Genomic DNA, 17,314 nt, shown 5'->3' with positions numbered 1-17,314 from the left:
GAGGAGATTTCATGGACACCCACGCCTATCCTGTCACCCGCACCGATGCCGAGTGGCGCGCCCGGCTGACGCCGGAGCAGTATGCCGTCATGCGCAACCACGGCACCGAGCGTCCCGGCAGTTGCGCCCTGCTCTACGAGAAGCGCGCCGGGACCTTCTATTGCGTCGGCTGCGACCAGCCACTGTTTGAATCCAAGCTGAAGTTCGAGAGCGGCACAGGCTGGCCGAGCTTCAACGATCCGGTCCCGGGCTCGATCGAGACCACCGTCGACCGCAACTACGGCATGGTCCGCACCGAATGCCACTGCGCGCGCTGCGGCAGCCATCTCGGCCACGTTTTCGAGGACGGCCCGCCGCCGACCGGCCTGCGCTATTGCATCAACGGCGTGGCGCTGCGCTTCGAACCGGCAGCTTGATGCCTTGGAATGGCTTCGCAAGGGGCGGCTTCGGCCGCCCTTTTTCATATGGCTCATGCCACGACCGTCGCGATCACCCAGAGCGCGGAACCGAGCATCATCAGCTGCGCCTTGAAACCCCCGACCTTCTCCGCGGTCCGCCAGACGGCGACCGTCAGGAAGATGTTGTAGGGAACGGGGAGGAAATGCACCGCCAGCACCAGCCAGAGCGGCAGCTTCAATCCAAGCAGGATCAGCGCCAGCGCCGAAGAGGCGATGCTCAAGATGGTCCCGACCAGCAGCATGTCGCGCCAGAACAGCCGGTCGAGCGGCACTTCGCCCCTCCACCGCGTTCGGAAAAAACCCGTCATCGCCGGCGACCTATCGCGGCCCGAGAACTTCGGTCACGGCTTCTTCGAAGCGTGAGCATTCCCGCACCAGCCAGTCGCTCATGGCTGGCCAATTGTCCTCGGCGTAGCAGTTCACCCGCCACATCGAGTTGATGCCGAGACCTTCGCAGCTCTGCTCGGGCCTGAGCTTCAGCCTGGATTCGATCGCCGGCTGGAACGGTTTCAGCCGCGACCAGGACTCCGTGGCGCCGAACTTCTCATTGCGCCCGAAGAAGACGCCGACATGGTTCTGCGCCGGCGCGACATACATCGAAAGGACCAAAGCGAAATCCGGCAGCCCGCGCTGCCAGAACCAAGGCCCGCGTCGGGCGAGCCTTTGCCTTTCTTGCGGGTGCCGTTCGGCGAACAGCGCCCAGAAGCCGCGATGGCGGAACTCCGAGGCACGACGGCCGCCGAAGTCGAATTCGTTCATGGCCGGTCTCCGGCCACGAGGCTTACGCCATGCCGAGAGCGGCCTTGTAGAGATCCAGGATTGACTCCTCCTCCTGACGCTCGGCCTGGTCCTTCTTGCGCAGCCGCACGATGGTGCGGATCGCCTTGGTGTCGAAGCCGGTCCCCTTGGCTTCGGCATAGACATCCTTGATGTCGTCGGAGATCGTCTTCTTCTCTTCCTCGAGCCGCTCGATGCGCTCGATGATGGTGCGCAGCTGGCCGGCGGCTACAGTCTGGCTGGTCTCGGTGATTTCGTCGGCCATTTTTCTCTCCGCGTCTTCTGAAGCCATAGCGATTCCCGCCACGGCGAATTGGAGCGGGTTCCCTGCCCGAGCGGGCGCGACGGGTCAAGACACTTGTCGAGCGGCTGTGGACGGCTGCTGCCAGCCGCCCATCAAGCATCGCGATCCGACCGTCATTTAAAGGCGATCAACAGATCCTTCGCATCGATCTGGTCGCCGGCCTTGACCAGCACCTCGGCGATCTCGCCGTCGCGTTCAGCATGCAGCGCGGTTTCCATCTTCATGGCCTCGATCGACAAGAGCACGTCGCCCGCCTTGACCCCTTGTCCGGCCGCCACGGCAAGCGCCGACACGACGCCGGGCATCGGTGCGCCGACATGCGCCTCATTGCCGGGCTCGGCCTTGCGGCGCGCCTTGGCGGCGGAAGCGCCATGCGCCCTGTCCGGCACCTTGACGCGGCGCGGTTGGCCGTTGAGCTCGAAGAACACGGTGACCATGCCCTTGTCGTCGACGTCGCCGAACGCCTGGCAGCGCACCACCAGCGTCTTGCCCTTCTCGATGTCGAGGAAGATCTCGTCTTCCGGCTTCATGCCGTAGAAATAGGTCGGCGTCGGCAGCACGCTCACCGGCCCGTAGGTCTCCTGCGCCGCGGCGAAATCGGTGAACACCTTCGGGTACATCAGCCAGGAGGCGAATTCATATTCCGAGAGCTTACGGTCGAGCTTGCCCTCGATGTCCTTGCGGCTGGCCTTGAGGTCGGCTGCTTTTAGCAGCGAGCCGGGCCGCACCGTGATCGGCTTCTCGCTCTTCAGCGCCTTCTTCTGCAGCGCCGCCGGCCAACCGCCGGGCGACTGGCCGAGATCGCCGCGCAGCATCGACACCACCGAATCCGGGAAGGCGATGTCCTTGGCCGGGTTCTCGACATCGGCGACGGTGAGATCCTGGCTGACCATCATCAGCGCCATGTCGCCCACCACCTTCGACGACGGCGTCACCTTGACGATATCGCCGAACATCAGATTGACGTCGTGATAGGCCTGCGCCACCTCATGCCAGCGCGTCTCCAGCCCAAGCGAGCGCGCCTGTTCCTTGAGGTTGGTGAACTGGCCACCCGGCATTTCGTGCAGATAGACTTCCGAGGCCGGCCCCTTGAGGTCGCTCTCGAAGGCCGCATACTGGTTGCGCACGGCCTCCCAGTAGAAGGAGATGCGGCGGATCCATTGCGGGTCGAGACCGGGATCGCGCTCTGTGCCCTTCAGCGCCTCGACGATCGAGCCGAGGCAGGGCTGCGAGGTGTTGCCGGAGAAGGAATCCATCGCTGCGTCGATCGCGTCGGCGCCGCTCTCCACCGCCGCCAGCACCGTCGCTGCCGAAAGGCCGGACGTGTCGTGCGTGTGGAAATGGATCGGCAGGTCGGTCGCCTCGCGCAGCGCCTTGAACAGCACGCGCGCCGCGGCCGGCTTCAACAGGCCGGCCATGTCCTTGACGGCTATGATATGCGCGCCGGCGGCCTCCAGCTCCTTGGCCAGCCCGACATAGTATTTGAGGTCGTATTTGGCGCGCGCCGGATCGAGGATGTCGCCGGTATAGCACATTGCCGCCTCGACCAGCTTGCCCTCGGCGCCGACCGCGTCCATGGCGACGCGCATGTTCTCGACCCAGTTCAGGCAGTCGAAGACGCGGAACAGATCGACGCCGCCGGCTGCCGCTTGGGCGACGAAATGCTGGACGACATTGTCGGGATAGTTGGTGTAGCCGACGCCGTTGGCGCCGCGCAAAAGCATCTGCAGCAGAAGATTGGGCGCCGCCTCGCGCACCTTGCTCAGCCGCTCCCACGGATCCTCGGTGAGGAAGCGCATGGCGACGTCAAAGGTCGCGCCGCCCCAGCATTCCAGCGACAAGAGCTGCGGCAGTGCCCGCGCATAGGTGCCGGCGATGCCGACGATGTCATAGGTGCGCATGCGCGTGGCGAGCAGCGACTGGTGTCCGTCGCGCATCGTCGTATCGGTGACCAGCACCTGGCGCTGCTCTCGCATCCAGGCCGCGAATTTCTCGGGGCCAAGCGCATCGAGCCTCTGCTTGCTGCCGTCCGGAACATGGCCGTTGAGATAGGGCACCACGGGTGCGGCCGCATTCGCCTTCGGCATTGGCCGGCCGCGCGTCTCCGGATGGCCGTTGACGCTGACGTCGGCGAGGTAGTTGAGCAGCTTGGTAGCCCGGTCCTGCCGCTTCACCTGCTCGAACAGTTCCGGCGTCGTGTCGATGAACCTGGTCGTGTAGGAATTGTCGGCGAAGCGCGGGTGGTTGATGATCGCTTCGAGGAAGGTGAGGTTGGTGGCGACGCCACGAATGCGGAACTCGCGCAGCGCCCGGTTCATGCGTGAAATCGCCTCGCCGGGTGTTGGCGCCCAGGCTGTCACCTTTTCCAGCAGCGGATCGTAGAAACGGGTGATGACCGCGCCCGAATAGGCGGTGCCGCCGTCAAGCCGGATGCCGAAGCCCGCCGCCTCGCGATAGGCGGTGATGCGGCCATAGTCCGGGATGAAATTGTGCTCCGGATCCTCGGTGGTGATGCGGCACTGGAGCGCATGGCCGTTCAGCCTGATGTCCTTCTGCGCCGGCACGCCCGATTGCTTGGTGCCGATGGCGAAGCCGTCGAGGATGTGGATCTGCGCCTTGACGATGTCGATGCCCGTCACCTGCTCGGTGACGGTGTGCTCGACCTGGATGCGAGGATTGACCTCGATGAAGTAGAACTTGCCGGTGTCGGCATCCTGCAGGAACTCGACCGTGCCGGCGCCGATATAGCTGGTCTCGCGCGCGATCTTGAGCGCGTAGCCGCAGAGCTCCTGGCGCAGCTCTTCGCTGAGATAGGGCGCCGGCGCACGCTCCACGACCTTCTGGTTGCGGCGCTGGATCGAGCAGTCGCGCTCGAACAGATGCACCGCATTGCCGTGGGTGTCGCCCAGCACCTGCACCTCGACATGCCGCGCACGCTCGATCAGCTTTTCGAGATAGACCTCGTCCTTGCCGAAGGCGGCCTTGGCCTCGCGCTTGCCTTCCATCACCTCGCGCGCGAGGTCGGCTTCGGAACGGATGGCACGCATGCCGCGGCCGCCGCCGCCCCACGAGGCCTTGAGCATCACCGGATAGCCGATTTGCGCCGCGAGCTTCTTCACCTCGTCCATGTCGTCCGGCAGCGGATCGGTTGCCGGCACGACCGGCACGCCGACCTCGATCGCCAGGTTGCGCGCGGCGACCTTGTTGCCCAGCCTGCGCATCGTTTCCGGCTTCGGCCCGATGAAGGTGATGCCTGCTTTGGCGCAAGCTTCTGCGAATTCCGGGCTTTCCGAGAGCAGGCCATAGCCCGGATGGATGGCGTCGGCGCCCGACAGCCTGGCGACCCGGATCACCTCCTCGATCGACAGGTAGCTCTCGATCGGCCCCATATCCTTGGCGAGATGCGGTCCACGCCCGACCTGGTAGCTTTCGTCGGCCTTGAAGCGGTGCAGCGAATATTTGTCCTCCTCCGCCCAGATCGCCACGGTTTTGAGGCCGAGCTCGTTGGCCGCGCGGAACACGCGAATGGCGATTTCGGACCGGTTGGCGACGAGGATCTTCGTGATGGCCAAGGACTGGGCTCCAGCAGCGGAAGAGAGATGAACCGGCGCAATGATTAACGGGAAAATGCTGCAGCGCAAACAAATTTGCGCGACAGCTAAAACGATTTAAGTCGCCTGTTTGCGCCAAATCGTCATTGCTGTTCTTCGAACACAGACCATGTGTAGTGGACCGGCTATTCCCGGGGCGCGGCGCAGTGCTCTCCGGTCGGCCTCGCCCGCCCTGAGCAATTCCAGGAAAGTGTGAGCACTTGGGCTCGGCGACTTCGGCCGGAGCCGACCGTCCGGAATTGCGTCGAACAAGAGATAGAGCGGTTCGCCGTTACCGTGACACGATGACACGCTCTAACGAAAATGCCCGGCGCAAGCGCCGGGCATCCCGAAAAGTCGGCTAAAGCATGTCTCCCGAAAGTGTGTAGCGGTTTCCGGACGAAGACATGCTTGAAATGAAGGACCTAAAGCAGGTCACGACCTGCTTTAGAGTTGGCCGGCTTATTTCTCGAAGTAGCTGTACTTGCCGTCGTCGCCCTTCTTCCACTCGTAGATGACATAGTCAGGACGGGTGATGTCGCCCTTGGCGTCGTAACCGATGTCGCCGATGGCCGTCTTCCAGGTGTTGGCCCGGATCGTCTCCGCAACCTTCTGCGCGTCGTCGGCCGAGCCGGTCTTAGCGATGGCCTGGGCGATGATCTGCACCGCGGCATAGGAGTAGAGCGTGTAGGCTTCCGGCTCGAAGCCGTTGGCGCGGAACTTCTCCACCACTTCCTTGGCGGCCGGATTCTTGCGCGGATCCGGAGCGAAGGTGTTGAGCGTGCCGGCGACGGCATCACCCGCGATCGAGGCCAGTTCGTTGGAGACGATGCCGTCGCCCGAGAACAGCGGCGCCTTCAGGCCCTGATCGGCCGACTGACGGATGATCAGGCCGGCTTCGGTGTGCAGGCCGCCCCAATAGATGAGCGTGACGCCGTTTTCCTTCATCTTGGCGATGAGGGCCGAGAAGTCCTTGTCACCCACATTCACGCCTTCATACAACACTTCCTTGATGCCGTTGGCGTTCAGGTTCTTCTTGGTCTCGTCGGCAAGGCCCTGGCCATAAGGCGTCTTGTCGTGGATGATGGCGATCTTGGCATCCTTGAAGTTCTTGGCAATGTAATCACCGGCCACCTTGCCCTGCTGGTCGTCGCGACCGCAGGTGCGGAAGGTGTTCCACATGCCGCGCTCGGTGAACTTCGGGTTGGTCGCGGCCGGCGTGATCTCGAGCATGCCGTTTTCTTGATAGACTTCCGACGCCGGGATGGAGACGCCCGAATTGAAGTGGCCGTCGACATACTTGACGCCATCGGCGACGAACTTGTTGGCAACCGAGATGCCTTGCTTGGGGTCGGAGACGTCGTCACCGATCTCGAGCTTGAGCTGCTGGCCAAGGATGCCGCCCGCCGCGTTGATATCGGCGACCGCCTGTTCCGCGCCCTTCTGCAACTGCGCGCCGAAAGCCGCGTTCGGACCGGTGATCGGACCGGCGACGCCGATCAGGATATCGGCCCACGCGCTGCCGCTGAACGCGACGAACGCGGTCAGCGCCACGGCGGACAAAAGTGATTTTTTCATTGAAACGCTCCCATTTACGGAGTGGGCGTGGATGATACTTTCATGCGATGCCCACCCTTATCGCAGAAAGCATAGAATGCCGATTTTCAGGCACTTGTCACGCCGATTCATCCCCGAAACGGCGTAATGGTGAACGTCAAGCTTTCGGTTTCCAGCTTAACAAGGAAGCTCTTTCATAGAGCCAGTTATACTGTGTGACCATTTGGTTTGTGCGCGTGTATTGATAGCCGAGGAAGCCCAATATCATCAGCACGATGGTGTCGACGATATAGTAATGCAGCGAGAACATCGTGCCGTCGAACAGCGCGTGATGGATGAACCTGACGCCGATGCCGAGGCCGAGCAGGTAGAAGAACAGCCGCAGATACGTGCTCCAGGTCTGAGCCGCCGCTTTGCCTGTCATCCATGCCGCCCCGCCGCCAAGCAGGCCTGTGACGAACAGGAACTGCCAGATCGTGGCCTCTTCGTAGACAATACCCTGCATGATGATATCCCCAGATCTTAGCATGATCCCGAAAAATTGCAGACTTTTCGGAGAAGACCATGCTTCAAGAACAAAGCCTTAGAGCGGAATGGCGATCCTGGGAAAGCCATCCCGCTCTAATGATGTCCGCCTTCGAGATAGGCGGCACGCACTTCCGGATTGGCGAGCAACTCCTTGCCGGTGCCGCTCATCGTCACATTGCCGTTGACCATGACATAACCGCGCGTGGCCAGTTTGAGCGCGCCGAAGGCGTTCTGCTCGACAAGGAACACAGTCAGCCCCTGCGTCTTGTTGAGGTCGCGGATGGCGTCGAATATCTGCTTGACGATCAGCGGCGCGAGACCCAGCGACGGCTCGTCGAGCAAAAGCAGTTTCGGCCGCGCCATCAGCGCGCGTCCGATCGACAGCATCTGCTGCTCGCCGCCCGACAGGGTGCCGCCGCGCTGGGTGATGCGCTCCTTCAGCCGCGGGAACAGCGTGAACACCTTCTCGACGTCCTCGTCATAATGTTTGAGGTTGTCGAGGCTGGCGCCCATCTGCAGGTTTTCCATCACCGTCATGCGCGGGAAGATGCGACGTCCTTCCGGCGACTGGGCGATACGCAGGCGGGCGATCTCGTGCGTCGGCAGCTGGGTGATGTCGGTGCCGGCGAAGGTGATGGTGCCGGTCCGTGCGCGCGGAGCGCCGAAGATGGTCATCATCAAGGTCGACTTGCCGGCGCCGTTGGCGCCGATAAGCGCCACGATCTCACCTTGGTTGACCTGCACATTGACGCCGTTCAGCGCGCGGATGTTGCCGTAATAGGTCTCGACACCCTTGATGTCGAGCAACGTTGTGCCGGCCATTACTTGCGCCCTCCACGCTTGCCCGCTGTGGGCTTGGCCGCTGTGTCCTTGCCCTTCGAAGCACTGCCGCCTTTCGCGGCTGGAGCCTTGGCAGCCGGCTTGTTAGGTGCCGCTTTTGCAGTACCGGATTTCGCGGCCGGCTCGGCTGCCGATCGGGGCTTGCCGGCTATCGACGCGTCGCGCGCGTCGACCTGCGCCGCCTTCGAGGCGCCCTTCGACACCGTGACCCGCTCGCCCTCATTCGCATGTTCGACGGAATCGGAAACCGGCCCCGCCATCATCGATGCGGAATTGCCGGGCCCGTGCGCGGAATCGGGGCCGGTATCGAGCTGCTCGATCACGTCCTCGTCGCCGACCTCGGTCAGCACCGTCTCGACCTCTTCGTCGTCGACGCCGAGATAGGCGGCGATGACGCGCGGGTCGGTCCTGACCGATGCCGGATTGCCGTCGGAAATCTTGCGACCGTATTCGAGCACGACGACATGGTCGGAGATCTGCATCACCACCGACATGTCATGCTCGATGAGCAGGATCGACGTGCCGGTGCTTTTGATGCCCATCAACAGCTCGTTGAGCGCGGCCGATTCCTTCGGATTGAGGCCGGCGGCCGGCTCGTCCAGGCACAGAAGCTCCGGCCCCGTGCACATGGCGCGCGCGATCTCCAGGCGCCGCTGCGCGCCATAGGGCAGGTCGCCGGCGGGATCGTCGGCGCGGTCGACGAGATCGGCCTTCTCCAGCCAGTGCCTGGCGAGCTCGATCGATTCGGCCGAGGCCTGGCGGTAGCTCGGAAAGCCGAACAGGCCGAGAAGGGTGTAGCCCGAAGCCTTCATTAGCTTGTTGTGCTGAGCAACGAGCAGGTTTTCCAGCAGCGTCATGCCCGAGAACAGGCGGATGTTCTGGAAGGTGCGCGCCACCTTGGCGCGCGCCGGGATCTCGTGGTTGGGCAGGCGCTCGAGCAGATAGGTCGAGCCGTCGTTCCGGTTCAGCGTGATCATGCCTTCGGTCGGCTTGTAGAAGCCGGTGATGCAGTTGAACACCGTAGTCTTGCCGGCGCCATTCGGGCCGATCAGCGCGGTGATCTCGCCGCGCCTGGCCTGGAACGACAGGTCGCCGATGGCGACCAGGCCGCCGAACTTCATCGACAGATGTTCGACCTGCAGGATGAGGTCGTTCGAGGAAGGGGTCGCGTTCATCAGCCGTGGCCCTCCTTGGTGAAGGAGGCCGAGACCGCTCTTCGCTGCTTGAGGAAGGCCGTGGGCTCGCGGCTGCCGACGAAGCCGCGCGGCTTCCATAGCATGACGATCACCATGGCCATGCCGAACAGAAGCATGCGGTAGAGTTCGGGCGTGAAATCGGGACCGAAGACCCGCTTCAGGAAGTCGAGTTCCCGCAAGGCTTCAGTGCCGCCGATCATCACCAGTGCCGCTACGGCGATGCCGACCAGCGAACCCATGCCGCCGAGCACGACGATGGCAAGGACAATCGCCGATTCCAGGAAGACGAAGGATTCGGGGCTGACGAAACCTTGCCGTGCGGCGAAGAACGAGCCGGCAAAGCCGCCGAACATGGCGCCGGTGGCGAACGCGGTCAGCTTGGTGGTGGTGGTGTTGATGCCGAGCGAGCGACAGGCGATCTCATCCTCACGTAGTGCTTCCCAAGCCCTGCCGACCGGCAGCCGGCGCAGCCTAACGGTAACGAAGGCAGTCAAAAGACAGAGTCCGAGGATCAGATAGTAAAGGAAGATCTTGTAATAGGCGCCCGATGTGGCAATGGGCAGAACCTTGGCGATATAGTTCGGATCGGAGACATTGAACGACATCAGGCCGAAGAACGAGACTTTCGGAATACCGGAGATGCCGGCCGAACCATTGGTCACTTCGCGCCAGTTGATCAGCACGAGCCGGATGATCTCGCCGAAGGCAAGCGTGACGATAGCCAGATAGTCGCCGCGCAATCGCAGCACCGGAAAGCCGAGCATAACGCCCCAGAAGGCGGCCATGCAGCCGGCAGCCGGCAGCAGGATCCAGAAGGACAGGCCGAAATGCGTGCCGAGCAGCGCGTAGGCATACGCGCCAACAGCATAGAAGGCGACATAACCGAGATCGAGCAGGCCGGCGAGGCCGATAACGATGTTCAGCCCCCAGGCCAGCATTACATAGATCAGGATCTGTATGCCGAAATTGTCGACCCATTTCAGGGAGCCCTGAAAACCTCCTGCCATCGATCCCGTTATCAGCGCGAGCACCAGCACGACGACGATCGGATAGAGCGCCAGCGCGCTGATGCCCAACGCCGAGAAGTGGGCGTGGATGAAGGCCCGGAAATAATACATTACCCAAGCGACGGCATAGATGATCGCGAGCGCCCGCACGAAGCGCGCGTAGCCGGCAAGGTCGGGTCCGAGCAGCCCGTCAAGCGAGCCGGCCAGCACGAACAGCAAGGCTGCGATAACGACCGCGGCTATGAAAAAAGGCATCCTGAAGAAGCGTGCCGCCACGGTCTCGGGCAGCAGGCCTGTGTCGATGTCGGCGACCTTCAGACTCGCCAGGAAGGGCTGGCCATAGGCGACATACAGGAAGCGGCCCACGGCAGTGGCAATGACCACCAGGGCGAGCAAGCCCCAGCGCTGCACCAGGATCAGTTCGTTGCTGATGTTCTGGTCGGTCCTGAGACCAATGAACAGCACGAACAGGCCGAGCGAAATGGCGCCAGCATAAAGCGCCTCGCGGAAAGCACGTTGGAGGGGAGTAGCGACGGCGTCGCGCTCCGAAGACACGGTAGCGGCCATGAGGATCAGACCTTTTCGACTTCAGGCCGGCCGAGGATGCCGGAGGGCAGGAAGATCAGCACGATCGCCAGGATCGAGAAAGCGGCGACGTCCTTGTAGTCGATCGAGAAATAGGCCGACCACATGCTCTCGATGAAGCCGATGAGCAATCCTCCGAGCACCGCGCCAGGCAGCGAGCCGATGCCGCCAAGCACGGCCGCCGTGAAGGCCTTCACGCCCGGCACGAAGCCGTCCGAAAACACCACGACGCCGTAATACATCAGGAACAGGGTGCCGGCGACGGCGGCAAGAGCCGCGCCCATGATGAAGGTTATGGAGATGGTACGGTCGACATCGATGCCCAGTAGCGCGGCCATCTTGCGGTCCTGTTCGCAGGCGCGCTGCGCCCGGCCGAGCGCGGTTCGGTTGACGAGATACCAGAAGATCGCCAGCAGTATGATGGTGACGATCACGATGATGATCTGCTTCAGCGAGATGCTGATGCCGTTGATCGTGTAGACCTGGCTGACCAGCGGCGGGATCGGCTTGTTGCGCGGCCCTTGCGTGACCTGGACGAAGTTGGACAGCGCGATCGACATGCCGATGGCGGTGATCAGCGGCGCTAGGCGGAACGAGCCGCGCAGCGGCCGGTAGGCCACCTTCTCGATCGTCCAATTGTAGAGGCTGGTGAGAAGCATCGCCACGATCATCATGATCAGGAGCGCCACCACGACCGGCACCGAATAGAGCAGCGCGCCAAGGATCAGGAAGACGATGAGCGCCGTGAAGGCGCCGACCATGAAGATGTCGCCATGGGCGAAATTGATCATGCCAATGATGCCGTAGACCATCGTATAGCCGATCGCGATCAGCCCATAGATCGATCCCAGCGTCAGCCCATTGATAAGCTGCTGGACGAAATACTGCATATTTATGCGGCTCCCCTGGAATGTCGCCTTTCAGGACGCATTCCTTTTCGTATTGCCCCTAGTCGTAAAGTTTCGAGCCCGGATTGCAACGTGATTTTTCAATCGCTCCGCGTGGTTTGGAAGCACGCCGTCCGATTGCCCGTTTTCCCGCGCCCGACCCCTGGACTATCGCGGACCCTATCATTGGCATAACGCAATGTCTTTGACGATTCATCCCTATAATGCTCGCCCTTTCGAAGAAAGCGCCGTCAAAAGAAGGTGATGTGAAGATTTCTTGCGCGAACGAAGGCAGTCCATTTTAGCCGGAACGCCTTCCGTTGCGTGAGGCTATGACGCTTATGTGACGATGAACCCATGCGCGAACGGATCGCGGTCGTCGATGAAGATGGTGTTCAACCCGGTCATCCGTGCCCAGCCGCCGATCGAGGGGATGATCGCCGGCTTGCCCGCCACGCTGACCTCCTTTTCGACCCTGCCCTTGAACAGCGAGCCGATGATCGATTCATGGACAAAACTGTCGCCGGGCTTGAGCTTGCCCTTGGCATGGAGCTGCGCCATGCGTGCCGACGTGCCCGTGCCGCAAGGCGAGCGGTCGATCGCCTTGTCGCCATAGAAGACGGCGTTGCGCGCATCGGCCTCGGCATGTTTCGGCTTGCCCGTCCACAGCATATGCGACAGCCGGTTGATGCCGGGATTCTCCGGATGCACGAAGGAGTATTTCTCGTTGAGGCGCTGGCGCACAACCGGGCTCCAGGTGATGAAGTCGCCCGCCGAGTAATCGGCCATGTCCCGGTAATTCTTCTGTGGCTCGACGATGGCGTAGAAATTGCCGCCATAAGCGACGTCGACGCTGATCTCCCCGAGCACCGGGCAGTCGACGGTCAAGCCTTCGGCATAGAGGAAGGACGGCACGTTGGTGATGCGCACCTCCTCGACATATTCGCCGACCTGTTTGTATTCGGCGATAACCAGGCCGGCTGGCGTGTCGAGCCTCAAGACGCCCGGCGTCTTCGGCTTCACCAGCCCGTGCTCGATCGCCATCGTGACGGTGCCGATCGTGCCGTGGCCGCACATCGGCAGGCAGCCCGAGGTCTCGATGAACAGGATGGCGATGTCGCAGTCATCGCGCGTCGGCGGGTAGAGGATCGAGCCCGACATCACGTCGTGGCCGCGCGGCTCGAACATCAGCCCGGTGCGGATCCAGTCATATTCGGCGAGGAAATGCGCCCGCCGCTCCATCATCGTCGCGCCCTCGAGCAGCGGCCCACCGCCGGCGACCAAGCGCACCGGGTTGCCGCAGGTGTGGCCGTCGATGCAGAAGAAGGATTTTTTCGCCATGATGCACTCTTTTTCAGAAACGCTGCGGACTGAAGGGCGTGAGATCGAGCGGCGGAGTCTGCCCGAGAACGAGATCGCGGATCAAGCGGCCGGTCGCCGCCGACTGGGTCAGGCCGAGATGGCCGTGGCCGAAGGCATAATAGACGTTCGGCGCGCGTGCCGTGCCGATGACCGGCAATGAATCCGGCAGCGACGGACGATAGCCCATCCACTCGCGGCCGCCGGACGGATCGAGCCCGGGCAGGAAACGCTTCGCTTTCTCCAGCATCGCCTTGGAACGGGCGAAATTGGGTGGCCGCTCGATGCCGCCGAGCTCGACGGCGCCGCCGACGCGAAGTCCCGTTTGCAGCGGAGTGATGACGAAGCCATGCCCGGAAAAGATCAGCTGCCGCTTCACGCCGAAAGCCGACGTCGGCAGCGTCGTGTTATAGCCGCGTTCGGTTTCGAGCGGGATGCGGTCGCCAAAATTCCTTGCCAGGAGATGCGACCAGGCGCCGGCGGCGATCAGGACCTTCTTGGCCGTGCGCCTGCTGCCGTCGGCCAGGATGATCGTCGCGCCGTTTGCGGCCGCTTCCACGCGCTCCACCCGCGCATGCTCGAAACGGGCGCCGAGCTTTTCCGCATAGGCCCAGACCGCCTTGCCGAGCAGCTTCGGATCGGCGACCGTCTTCCAGCCCGGCACGAAGGTGGCCTTGACGAAGCGCGGCGAAAGACCCGGCTGCAGCGCGGCCATCTCTTCGCCCTCGACATGGCGGAAGCCGATGCCGAAACGCTGGCGTTCGGCCCAGCCGGGCAGTGATGCGCGGAACTCCGCCTCGCTCTCATAGAATTCCAGCGAACCGTCCTCGCGTAGCATTGGCCGCGTGCCGGAGCGGTCGAGCAGCCCCATCCATTCGGCTTCGGCCAACCTCATCATGCCGGCCTGCGTGGAAAGGCTCGCCTCGTAGTGCTTGGGCGCACCGGCCCGCCAGAAGCGGATCAGCCAGGGCAGGAGTTTCGGCAGATAGGCCGGCGGAATGGTCAAAGGCCCGAGCGGGTCGGCGAGCCATTTCGGCAATTGCCGGATCATCCCTTTATGCGCCAGCGGCAGCACGTCGGAGAAGGCGAAGGCGGCGGCATTGCCTGAGCTCGTCTCCTCGCAGATGCCGGTGCGGTCGAAGACGGTGACGCTGCACCCCGCTTCCGAGAGCAGGGTCGCAGCGCAGATGCCGATGATGCCGCCGCCGATGATGGCGATGTCTTCCGCTTCTCCCCGCGCACGGAGAGAAGGTGCCCCAGTGGCGGAGCGCCGCTCCTGTTCCAGGGATTTGGAATTTTCCTGCACGTCAGGGCTGTCCCTTATTCGGCCGCCACCATCTGCTCCGCCGATCGAGGAGACGTCTGCAGCGGCGGCAGCTTCGGCCGCACCGCCAGCGCATCCCGGACGATCTTTTCGACCGCCTTGCGGCGTTCCCCCGACAGCGGCTGGCGCGGCATGCGCACGCGATCATTGGTACCGATCGCCAGCACTTCGGCAAGCTTGATGTTTTGGACCAGATAGGTCGAGACATCGAGGTCGAGCAAGGGCCGGAACCAGCGATAGATCGCCAGCGCCTCGTCGCGGCGGCCCTGCCGCATCAGCTGGTAGATCGCGACCGTCTCGCGCGGGAAGGCGGTGACCAGGCCGGCGACCCAGCCGATGGCGCCGACCGACAGCGCCTCGAAGGCAAGGTTGTCGACGCCGGTGAAGAGGTCGTAGCGGTCGCCAAACCGATTGATGATCTCGGTCGAGCGGCGGATGTCGTCGGAGGATTCCTTGATGGCGACGAAGCGTCTGTCCGACGCCAGCTCCTCCATCAGGTCGACGGTGACATCGACACGGTAGGCGTGCCGGTTGGAATAGATCATCACCGGCAGGTCGCCGGCTTCCGTGACGGCGCGCAGGGTGGCGACCGTCTCTTCCGGGTTGGTGTGATAGATCGGGCTCGGCACCACCATCAGCCCGTCGGCGCCTTCCTTGGCGGCGCGTTTGGCGATAACAGCCGCTTCACGCGTGCCGGGCTCGTTGACGGTCAAGAGCACCGGCTTCTTGCCGGCGACTTGCTGCGCCGTCTTGAGCACCTCGATCTTCTCGTCAGGCGACAGCATCGGGCCCTCGCCAAGCGAGCCGCAGACGATGATACCGTCGCAGCCGGCCTCCATCTGCAGGGAATAGCAGCGCTCCATCTCGGCATGATCCAGGCGGTCGTCGGCGGTGAACTTGGTCGTGACGGCAGGGAAAACTCCGGTCCACATGGCTATCTCTCCGATTGATATATCAGGCGTATATCTATTAAGAGCTGGCTCGTCAATGCTGAATCCGTTATGATATATGAAAAATATATCAGGAGCCGACCTTTGATTTCTCCACTGATATCCGCTGAGTCGAACACGACCTTCGAGCCGGCGGCAACCAAGGCCTATCGCGCGCTGGAGCACATGATCGTCACGCTCGAGCTGGCGCCGTCGAGCTTTGTCACCGAAGGCGCGCTGATCGAGCGGCTGGGCCTCGGACGCACCCCGGTGCGCGAGGCTATCCAGCGGCTGGCCTGGGAAGGGCTTCTCGACATCAGACCCCGCGCAGGCATCGCGGTCGCGCCGCTTCACGCCGGCGACTGGCTGCGGGTGCTGGACGCTAGGCGCGGCATCGAGGTCGTGCTCGCCCGCTCGGCCGCCCGCTTCGTCACCCGCGAGGCCGCCGACCTGTTCCATGAGGCGGCCTTGGCGATGCAGAAGGCGGTGATCTCGGGCAACGTGCTTGCCTTCATCCAGGCCGACAAGGCGCTCGACGAGGCGCTGGCCATCGCCGCCGACAACCCCTTCGCGGCGCGTGTCGCCGCCCCCTTGCAGACCCACAGCCGCCGCTTCTGGTACCGCTACAAGGCCGACACCGGCCTCGCCGAATCGGCCGAGCACCACGTGGCGCTGATCCGTTCCATCCTCGACGGCGACGAGGAAGCCGCCGCCAAGGACGCCAAGAAGCTGATAGCGCTGCTGCGCAGTCATGCCGAGGTGGCCGCCACGCGCTGAGCAGGATCAGCGCCTGCTCGAGGCGTTTCAGCCGCCCGGCTGCCCGACCGCGGTGGCCAGCGTGTCTTCCCATCCCTCGCCGGCGGCCAGGATGCAGCTCTGGCCTTTGACGTCGGTCATCAGGATGGTCCAGGTTCCGCTGGCCGAGACGAACACCTCGAAGATGGCGACTTGTCCGGCCACGCCATAGCCCAGCCGCTTCTCCTCGAATGCCTCCGCCAACCTCGCGACCAGATAGTCATGGCCGCCGCAGATCACTTGCGCCCGCGCCGGAACTGCCGACAGCGCCATCATGGCGCCAAAGGCCGCAAGCTTGACCCATCGAAACGAAAATTTGCGTGCCATGGGGCACCTCCTTTGCCTTCGCATTCCGGCAAGGGAGGCACATTCGGCCGCCTCAGTGTGCCGGAAGGCTCCAGGCCGGATTGGACGTCTTCATCACGTCACTCCTTCTGGCTTCCGGTCTGTCGTCGGGAGATCATGACTCCCTGGATTCGATATGGTGAAGCTCGGCTCCGTAAACAAGCGGCGCCGCGGAAAGCGCCTTCCGTGGCGCGACTTGAACTCGACCGCAGGAGCCGTTGCGGCGCTCACCCCGGCTCCCTGGCGTTTTCAGGCGCCCGGCATCGCCGCGGTGATCGTCGGGCTATCCCAGCCCTCGCCGACGGAAAGCACGCAGCTCTGGCCCTTGGTGTCGGAGGCGAGCACCGTCCAGCTTCCCTGATCCGAGACAAAGATCTCGAGCACGACGTTCGGATTGATCAGGCCGCGCCCGGCCTCGGTTTCGTGGAACTTGTCGCCAAGTGCCTTGATGATGTCGGCGCGCGCCGCGCATTGCGCCGCCGCGCTCGCCGGCGCGGCTCCAACGGTCATTGCGGTTGCCGCCAATATTGCCGCCACAACAAATCGTGTCATCTGACACCTCCTCGCGCCAGACGAGAACCCCGGCTTGAACCGGCGCTGCTTGGTTGCCTGCACGCATGGCAGGAATACAGCCTAAGGCAGATGGTGGTCTGTTGGTTCCATCACACGGCGATGGAATTATTAGAATATGCGGATGCCGTCGACGTGCCGCACGTCGAATTGTGCCGCCATGACACGGCGACGAAAAGCGAGAGGTGGACGCAGCATAGAAAGAAAGCGCGGCTTGCACCGCGCTTCCTCAGATCTGCTTGGAGGACCGCCCTCGCCGCGCG

Annotated in this window: 17 protein-coding genes; 2 read left to right on the top strand and 15 right to left on the bottom strand. The window is 63.2% G+C overall.

Annotated elements, in window-relative coordinates:
* Nucleotides 1–11: 11 nt before the first annotated feature.
* Entirely contained in the window at nucleotides 12–416 is a 405-nt protein-coding gene (msrB, locus tag O7A05_RS22365) for a peptide-methionine (R)-S-oxide reductase MsrB (RefSeq protein WP_337095122.1), read from the top strand.
* Between the two features lie 53 nt (nucleotides 417–469).
* Here msrB and O7A05_RS22360 read toward each other — a convergent pair whose 3' ends face one another.
* From O7A05_RS22360 to O7A05_RS22300, 13 genes are all read right to left on the bottom strand, one after another.
* Nucleotides 470–766 carry a hypothetical protein gene (locus O7A05_RS22360; protein ID WP_337095121.1) on the bottom strand — a complete coding sequence of 99 codons (297 nt, stop codon included), beginning with the start codon at nucleotides 764–766 and terminating at the stop codon, nucleotides 470–472.
* 10 nt (nucleotides 767–776) lie between these two features.
* Nucleotides 777–1,217, bottom strand: coding sequence for a hypothetical protein (locus O7A05_RS22355; RefSeq protein ID WP_337095120.1), 441 nt, complete (start codon nucleotides 1,215–1,217; stop codon nucleotides 777–779).
* A gap of 22 nt (nucleotides 1,218–1,239) precedes the next feature.
* Entirely contained in the window at nucleotides 1,240–1,500 is a 261-nt protein-coding gene (locus O7A05_RS22350; protein WP_095767239.1) for a DUF2312 domain-containing protein, read from the bottom strand.
* 152 nt (nucleotides 1,501–1,652) lie between these two features.
* Nucleotides 1,653–5,111 (bottom strand): pyruvate carboxylase, encoded by a 3,459-nt coding sequence (gene pyc / locus O7A05_RS22345; protein ID WP_337095119.1) that lies wholly within the window; start codon nucleotides 5,109–5,111, stop codon nucleotides 1,653–1,655.
* A gap of 480 nt (nucleotides 5,112–5,591) precedes the next feature.
* Nucleotides 5,592–6,707 (bottom strand): branched-chain amino acid ABC transporter substrate-binding protein, encoded by a 1,116-nt coding sequence (locus tag O7A05_RS22340; RefSeq protein WP_337095118.1) that lies wholly within the window; start codon nucleotides 6,705–6,707, stop codon nucleotides 5,592–5,594.
* Nucleotides 6,708–6,843: 136 nt separating this feature from the next.
* The gene (locus O7A05_RS22335; protein WP_337095117.1) at nucleotides 6,844–7,191 is read right to left on the bottom strand and encodes a DUF6867 family protein; all 348 of its coding nucleotides are present in this window, start codon (nucleotides 7,189–7,191) and stop codon (nucleotides 6,844–6,846) included.
* Between the two features lie 116 nt (nucleotides 7,192–7,307).
* Nucleotides 7,308–8,036, bottom strand: coding sequence for an ABC transporter ATP-binding protein (locus tag O7A05_RS22330; RefSeq protein WP_337095116.1), 729 nt, complete (start codon nucleotides 8,034–8,036; stop codon nucleotides 7,308–7,310).
* Nucleotides 8,036–9,229: an ABC transporter ATP-binding protein gene (locus tag O7A05_RS22325; protein ID WP_337095115.1), complete on the bottom strand. Its 1,194-nt coding sequence runs from the start codon at nucleotides 9,227–9,229 to the stop codon at nucleotides 8,036–8,038. The genes O7A05_RS22330 and O7A05_RS22325 overlap by 1 nt, the downstream gene beginning before the upstream one ends.
* Nucleotides 9,229–10,824: a high-affinity branched-chain amino acid ABC transporter permease LivM gene (livM, locus tag O7A05_RS22320; protein WP_337095114.1), complete on the bottom strand. Its 1,596-nt coding sequence runs from the start codon at nucleotides 10,822–10,824 to the stop codon at nucleotides 9,229–9,231. The genes O7A05_RS22325 and livM overlap by 1 nt, the downstream gene beginning before the upstream one ends.
* Before the next feature lie 5 nt (nucleotides 10,825–10,829).
* Nucleotides 10,830–11,732: a branched-chain amino acid ABC transporter permease gene (locus O7A05_RS22315; protein WP_337095113.1), complete on the bottom strand. Its 903-nt coding sequence runs from the start codon at nucleotides 11,730–11,732 to the stop codon at nucleotides 10,830–10,832.
* Between the two features lie 336 nt (nucleotides 11,733–12,068).
* On the bottom strand, nucleotides 12,069–13,070 hold the full coding sequence (locus O7A05_RS22310) for a 4-hydroxyproline epimerase (protein WP_337095112.1): 1,002 nt from the start codon (nucleotides 13,068–13,070) through the stop codon (nucleotides 12,069–12,071).
* Between the two features lie 13 nt (nucleotides 13,071–13,083).
* The gene (locus O7A05_RS22305; RefSeq protein WP_337095111.1) at nucleotides 13,084–14,394 is read right to left on the bottom strand and encodes an NAD(P)/FAD-dependent oxidoreductase; all 1,311 of its coding nucleotides are present in this window, start codon (nucleotides 14,392–14,394) and stop codon (nucleotides 13,084–13,086) included.
* A 14-nt stretch (nucleotides 14,395–14,408) separates the two neighbouring features.
* Nucleotides 14,409–15,344, bottom strand: coding sequence for a dihydrodipicolinate synthase family protein (locus tag O7A05_RS22300; protein ID WP_337095109.1), 936 nt, complete (start codon nucleotides 15,342–15,344; stop codon nucleotides 14,409–14,411).
* 69 nt (nucleotides 15,345–15,413) lie between these two features.
* Here O7A05_RS22300 and O7A05_RS22295 point away from each other — a divergent pair, with 69 nt between their 5' ends.
* A complete protein-coding gene (locus tag O7A05_RS22295; protein WP_337095108.1) occupies nucleotides 15,414–16,118 on the top strand; it encodes a GntR family transcriptional regulator in 705 nt (234 codons plus the stop codon).
* A gap of 27 nt (nucleotides 16,119–16,145) precedes the next feature.
* On the opposite strand, the gene O7A05_RS22290 is transcribed toward O7A05_RS22295, so the two are convergent.
* Nucleotides 16,146–16,463: a hypothetical protein gene (locus tag O7A05_RS22290; RefSeq protein WP_337095107.1), complete on the bottom strand. Its 318-nt coding sequence runs from the start codon at nucleotides 16,461–16,463 to the stop codon at nucleotides 16,146–16,148.
* A 267-nt stretch (nucleotides 16,464–16,730) separates the two neighbouring features.
* Nucleotides 16,731–17,033: a hypothetical protein gene (locus O7A05_RS22285; protein ID WP_140841768.1), complete on the bottom strand. Its 303-nt coding sequence runs from the start codon at nucleotides 17,031–17,033 to the stop codon at nucleotides 16,731–16,733.
* Between the last annotated feature and the right edge of the window lie 281 nt (nucleotides 17,034–17,314).

Source organism: Mesorhizobium argentiipisi (SeqCode) (genome assembly GCF_037179585.1).
In the GTDB taxonomy this organism is placed as follows: domain Bacteria; phylum Pseudomonadota; class Alphaproteobacteria; order Rhizobiales; family Rhizobiaceae; genus Mesorhizobium; species Mesorhizobium argentiipisi.
Note: the sequence above shows the minus strand (reverse complement) of the source record. Positions and strands in the feature narration are given on the sequence as shown.